The sequence below is a fragment of the Streptococcus pseudopneumoniae genome (assembly GCF_001076775.1).
GTDB lineage: Bacteria > Bacillota > Bacilli > Lactobacillales > Streptococcaceae > Streptococcus > Streptococcus pseudopneumoniae_G.
The window spans coordinates 1-5,725 of the sequence record NZ_JVGV01000008.1; the positions used below are offsets into that span (position 1 = coordinate 1).

Annotated in this window: 10 tRNA genes and 3 rRNA genes; all 13 read left to right on the forward strand. The window is 50.1% G+C overall.

From position 1 onward, the window contains the following. Positions 1–48 precede the first annotated feature (48 nt). The 13 genes from ADJ60_RS01850 to ADJ60_RS01910 all read left to right on the forward strand — a co-directional run bounded on the left by ADJ60_RS01850 (position 49) and on the right by ADJ60_RS01910 (position 5,724). Positions 49–1,594: ribosomal RNA gene (locus ADJ60_RS01850) — 16S ribosomal RNA — on the forward strand. A gap of 51 nt (positions 1,595–1,645) precedes the next feature. Next, positions 1,646–1,718: transfer RNA gene (locus ADJ60_RS01855), tRNA-Ala, on the forward strand. Between the two features lie 125 nt (positions 1,719–1,843). After that, a 23S ribosomal RNA gene (locus ADJ60_RS01860) occupies positions 1,844–4,745 on the forward strand. 76 nt (positions 4,746–4,821) lie between these two features. Continuing rightward, positions 4,822–4,937, forward strand: a 5S ribosomal RNA gene (rrf, locus tag ADJ60_RS01865). The 16S, 23S and 5S rRNA genes sit together here with 10 tRNA genes alongside, the layout of an rRNA operon. A 4-nt stretch (positions 4,938–4,941) precedes the next feature. After that, a tRNA-Val gene (locus ADJ60_RS01870) sits at positions 4,942–5,014 on the forward strand. 2 nt (positions 5,015–5,016) lie between these two features. After that, positions 5,017–5,089, forward strand: a tRNA-Asp gene (locus tag ADJ60_RS01875). Positions 5,090–5,112: 23 nt separating this feature from the next. Next, positions 5,113–5,185 (forward strand) — tRNA-Lys (locus ADJ60_RS01880). A gap of 5 nt (positions 5,186–5,190) precedes the next feature. Beyond that, positions 5,191–5,272, forward strand: a tRNA-Leu gene (locus ADJ60_RS01885). 18 nt (positions 5,273–5,290) lie between these two features. Then, positions 5,291–5,363: transfer RNA gene (locus ADJ60_RS01890), tRNA-Thr, on the forward strand. A 22-nt stretch (positions 5,364–5,385) separates the two neighbouring features. After that, positions 5,386–5,457: transfer RNA gene (locus tag ADJ60_RS01895), tRNA-Gly, on the forward strand. Positions 5,458–5,464: 7 nt separating this feature from the next. After that, a tRNA-Leu gene (locus tag ADJ60_RS01900) sits at positions 5,465–5,550 on the forward strand. Positions 5,551–5,561: 11 nt separating this feature from the next. Beyond that, positions 5,562–5,635 (forward strand) — tRNA-Arg (locus tag ADJ60_RS01905). Between the two features lie 15 nt (positions 5,636–5,650). Beyond that, positions 5,651–5,724 (forward strand) — tRNA-Pro (locus ADJ60_RS01910). Position 5,725 lies beyond the last annotated feature (1 nt).

Consider the following 5,725-nt stretch of genomic DNA (forward strand, 5'->3'; position numbering starts at 1 on the left):
AAAAAACAATAAATCTGTCAGTGACAGAAATGAGTGAGAACTCAAACTTTTAATGAGAGTTTGATCCTGGCTCAGGACGAACGCTGGCGGCGTGCCTAATACATGCAAGTAGAACGCTGAAGGAGGAGCTTGCTCTTCTGGATGAGTTGCGAACGGGTGAGTAACGCGTAGGTAACCTGCCTGGTAGCGGGGGATAACTATTGGAAACGATAGCTAATACCGCATAAGAGTAGATGTTGCATGACATTTGCTTAAAAGGTGCAATTGCATCACTACCAGATGGACCTGCGTTGTATTAGCTAGTTGGTGGGGTAACGGCTCACCAAGGCGACGATACATAGCCGACCTGAGAGGGTGATCGGCCACACTGGGACTGAGACACGGCCCAGACTCCTACGGGAGGCAGCAGTAGGGAATCTTCGGCAATGGACGGAAGTCTGACCGAGCAACGCCGCGTGAGTGAAGAAGGTTTTCGGATCGTAAAGCTCTGTTGTAAGAGAAGAACGAGTGTGAGAGTGGAAAGTTCACACTGTGACGGTATCTTACCAGAAAGGGACGGCTAACTACGTGCCAGCAGCCGCGGTAATACGTAGGTCCCGAGCGTTGTCCGGATTTATTGGGCGTAAAGCGAGCGCAGGCGGTTAGATAAGTCTGAAGTTAAAGGCTGTGGCTTAACCATAGTACGCTTTGGAAACTGTTTAACTTGAGTGCAAGAGGGGAGAGTGGAATTCCATGTGTAGCGGTGAAATGCGTAGATATATGGAGGAACACCGGTGGCGAAAGCGGCTCTCTGGCTTGTAACTGACGCTGAGGCTCGAAAGCGTGGGGAGCAAACAGGATTAGATACCCTGGTAGTCCACGCCGTAAACGATGAGTGCTAGGTGTTAGACCCTTTCCGGGGTTTAGTGCCGTAGCTAACGCATTAAGCACTCCGCCTGGGGAGTACGACCGCAAGGTTGAAACTCAAAGGAATTGACGGGGGCCCGCACAAGCGGTGGAGCATGTGGTTTAATTCGAAGCAACGCGAAGAACCTTACCAGGTCTTGACATCCCTCTGACCGCTCTAGAGATAGAGTTTTCCTTCGGGACAGAGGTGACAGGTGGTGCATGGTTGTCGTCAGCTCGTGTCGTGAGATGTTGGGTTAAGTCCCGCAACGAGCGCAACCCCTATTGTTAGTTGCCATCATTCAGTTGGGCACTCTAGCGAGACTGCCGGTAATAAACCGGAGGAAGGTGGGGATGACGTCAAATCATCATGCCCCTTATGACCTGGGCTACACACGTGCTACAATGGCTGGTACAACGAGTCGCAAGCCGGTGACGGCAAGCTAATCTCTTAAAGCCAGTCTCAGTTCGGATTGTAGGCTGCAACTCGCCTACATGAAGTCGGAATCGCTAGTAATCGCGGATCAGCACGCCGCGGTGAATACGTTCCCGGGCCTTGTACACACCGCCCGTCACACCACGAGAGTTTGTAACACCCGAAGTCGGTGAGGTAACCGTAAGGAGCCAGCCGCCTAAGGTGGGATAGATGATTGGGGTGAAGTCGTAACAAGGTAGCCGTATCGGAAGGTGCGGCTGGATCACCTCCTTTCTAAGGAAAAGGAACTGCGCATTGGTCTTGTTTAGTCTTGAGAGGTCTTGTGGGGCCTTAGCTCAGCTGGGAGAGCGCCTGCTTTGCACGCAGGAGGTCAGCGGTTCGATCCCGCTAGGCTCCATTGGTGAGAGATCACCAAGTAATGCACATTGAAAATTGAATATCTATATCAAATAGTAACAAGAAAATAAACCGAAAACGCTGTAGTATTAATAAGAGTTTATGACTGAAAGGTCAGAAAAATAAGGTTAAGTTAATAAGGGCGCACGGTGGATGCCTTGGCACTAGGAGCCGAAGAAGGACGTGACAAACGACGATATGCCTTGGGTAGCTGTAAGTAAGCGATGATCCAGGGATTTCCGAATGGGGGAACCCAACAGGTACTACCTGTTACCCGCATCTGTTAAGGATGTGAGGAGGAAGACGCAGTGAACTGAAACATCTAAGTAGCTGCAGGAAGAGAAAGCAAAAGCGATTGCCTTAGTAGCGGCGAGCGAAACGGCAGGAGGGCAAACCGAAGAGTTTACTCTTCGGGGTTGTAGGACTGCAATGTGGACTCAAAGATTATAGAAGAATGATTTGGGAAGATCAGCCAAAGAGAGTAATAGCCTCGTATTTAAAATAGTCTTTGTACCTAGCAGTATCCTGAGTACGGCGGGACACGTGAAATCCCGTCGGAATCTGGGAGGACCATCTCCCAACCCTAAATACTCCCTAGTGACCGATAGTGAACCAGTACCGTGAGGGAAAGGTGAAAAGCACCCCGGGAGGGGAGTGAAATAGAACCTGAAACCGTGTGCCTACAACAAGTTCGAGCCCGTTAATGGGTGAGAGCGTGCCTTTTGTAGAATGAACCGGCGAGTTACGTTATGATGCGAGGTTAAGTTGAAGAGACGGAGCCGTAGGGAAACCGAGTCTGAATAGGGCGAATTAGTATTATGACGTAGACCCGAAACCATGTGACCTACCCATGAGCAGGTTGAAGGTGCGGTAAGACGCACTGGAGGACCGAACCAGGGCACGTTGAAAAGTGCTTGGATGACTTGTGGGTAGCGGAGAAATTCCAAACGAACTTGGAGATAGCTGGTTCTCTCCGAAATAGCTTTAGGGCTAGCGTCGACATTAGAGATTCTTGGAGGTAGAGCACTGTTTGGGTGAGGGGTCCATCCCGGATTACCAATCTCAGATAAACTCCGAATGCCAATGAATTATGGTCGGCAGTCAGACTGCGAGTGCTAAGATCCGTAGTCGAAAGGGAAACAGCCCAGACCACCAGCTAAGGTCCCAAAATAATTGTTAAGTGGAAAAGGATGTGGGGTTGCACAGACAACTAGGATGTTAGCTTAGAAGCAGCTATTCATTCAAAGAGTGCGTAATAGCTCACTAGTCGAGTGACCCTGCGCCGAAAATGTACCGGGGCTAAAACAATTTACCGAAGCTGTGGATACCTTTATAGGTATGGTAGGAGAGCGTTCTATGTGTGATGAAGGTATACCGTGAGGAGTGCTGGAACGCATAGAAGTGAGAATGCCGGTATGAGTAGCGAAAGACAGGTGAGAATCCTGTCCACCGTAAGACTAAGGTTTCCAGGGGAAGGCTCGTCCGCCCTGGGTTAGTCGGGACCTAAGGAGAGACCGAAAGGTGTATCCGATGGACAACAGGTTGATATTCCTGTACTAGAGTATGTAGTGATGGAGGGACGCAGTAGGCTAACTAAAGCAGACGATTGGAAGTGTCTGTCTAAGCAGTGAGGTGTGATATGAGTCAAACGCTTATATCTATAACATTGAGCTGTGATGGGGAGCGAAGTTTAGTAGCGAAGTTAGTGACGTCACACTGCCAAGAAAAGCTTCTAGCGTTTAAACATACTCTACCCGTACCGCAAACCGACACAGGTAGTCGAGGCGAGTAGCCTCAGGTGAGCGAGAGAACTCTCGTTAAGGAACTCGGCAAAATGACCCCGTAACTTCGGGAGAAGGGGTGCTGACTTTAAGTCAGCCGCAGTGAATAGGCCCAAGCAACTGTTTATCAAAAACACAGCTCTCTGCTAAATCGTAAGATGATGTATAGGGGGTGACGCCTGCCCGGTGCTGGAAGGTTAAGAGGAGTGCTTAGCGCAAGCGAAGGTATGAATTGAAGCCCCAGTAAACGGCGGCCGTAACTATAACGGTCCTAAGGTAGCGAAATTCCTTGTCGGGTAAGTTCCGACCCGCACGAAAGGCGTAATGATTTGGGCACTGTCTCAACGAGAGACTCGGTGAAATTTTAGTACCTGTGAAGATGCAGGTTACCCGCGACAGGACGGAAAGACCCCATGGAGCTTTACTGCAGTTTGATATTGAGTGTCTGTACCACATGTACAGGATAGGTAGGAGTCTATGAGATCGGGACGCCAGTTTCGAAGGAGACGTTGTTGGGATACTACCCTTGTGTTATGGCCACTCTAACCCAGATAGGTGATCCCTATCGGAGACAGTGTCTGACGGGCAGTTTGACTGGGGCGGTCGCCTCCTAAAAGGTAACGGAGGCGCCCAAAGGTTCCCTCAGAATGGTTGGAAATCATTCGCAGAGTGTAAAGGTATAAGGGAGCTTGACTGCGAGAGCTACAACTCGAGCAGGGACGAAAGTCGGGCTTAGTGATCCGGTGGTTCCGTATGGAAGGGCCATCGCTCAACGGATAAAAGCTACCCTGGGGATAACAGGCTTATCTCCCCCAAGAGTTCACATCGACGGGGAGGTTTGGCACCTCGATGTCGGCTCGTCGCATCCTGGGGCTGTAGTCGGTCCCAAGGGTTGGGCTGTTCGCCCATTAAAGCGGCACGCGAGCTGGGTTCAGAACGTCGTGAGACAGTTCGGTCCCTATCCGTCGCGGGCGTAGGAAATTTGAGAGGATCTGCTCCTAGTACGAGAGGACCAGAGTGGACTTACCGCTGGTGTACCAGTTGTCTTGCCAAAGGCATCGCTGGGTAGCTATGTAGGGAAGGGATAAACGCTGAAAGCATCTAAGTGTGAAACCCACCTCAAGATGAGATTTCCCATGATTTTATATCAGTAAGAGCCCTGAGAGATGATCAGGTAGATAGGTTAGAAGTGGAAGTGTGGCGACACATGTAGCGGACTAATACTAATAGCTCGAGGACTTATCCAAAGTAACTGAGAATATGAAAGCGCAAGGTTTTCTTGATTTGAATAGATATTCAATTTTGAGTAGGTATTACTCAGAGTTAAGTGACGATAGCCTAGGAGATACACCTGTACCCATGCCGAACACAGAAGTTAAGCCCTAGAACGCCGGAAGTAGTTGGGGGTTGCCCCCTGTGAGATATGGAAGTCGCTTAGCTCTAGGGAGTTTAGCTCAGCTGGGAGAGCATCTGCCTTACAAGCAGAGGGTCAGCGGTTCGATCCCGTTAACTCCCATAGGTCCCGTAGTGTAGCGGTTATCACGTCGCCCTGTCACGGCGAAGATCGCGGGTTCGATTCCCGTCGGGACCGTTAGAATAACGTAAGTTATTTTAGACTCGTTAGCTCAGTTGGTAGAGCAATTGACTTTTAATCAATGGGTCACTGGTTCGAGCCCAGTACGGGTCATATATGCGGGTTTGGCGGAATTGGCAGACGCACCAGATTTAGGATCTGGCGCTTAACGGCGTGGGGGTTCAAGTCCCTTAACCCGCATTAAGATATAATAAATGAGCCGGCTTAGCTCAGTTGGTAGAGCATCTGATTTGTAATCAGAGGGTCGCGTGTTCAAGTCATGTAGCCGGCATTTTTAGATAGAAGAAAACGGTGCGAACGTAGTTCAGTGGTAGAACACCACCTTGCCAAGGTGGGGGTCGCGGGTTCGAATCCCGTCGTTCGCTTAGAGAGGCCGGGGTGGCGGAACTGGCAGACGCACAGGACTTAAAATCCTGCGATTGGTAACGATCGTACCGGTTCGATTCCGGTCCTCGGCATAATATAATGAGCACCCTTAGCTCAACTGGATAGAGTACCTGACTACGAATCAGGCGGTTAGAGGTTCGACTCCTCTAGGGTGCATTTTTCTTTTTAACTCGGGAAGTAGCTCAGCTTGGTAGAGTACTTGGTTTGGGACCAAGGTGTCGCAGGTTCGAATCCTGTCTTCCCGAT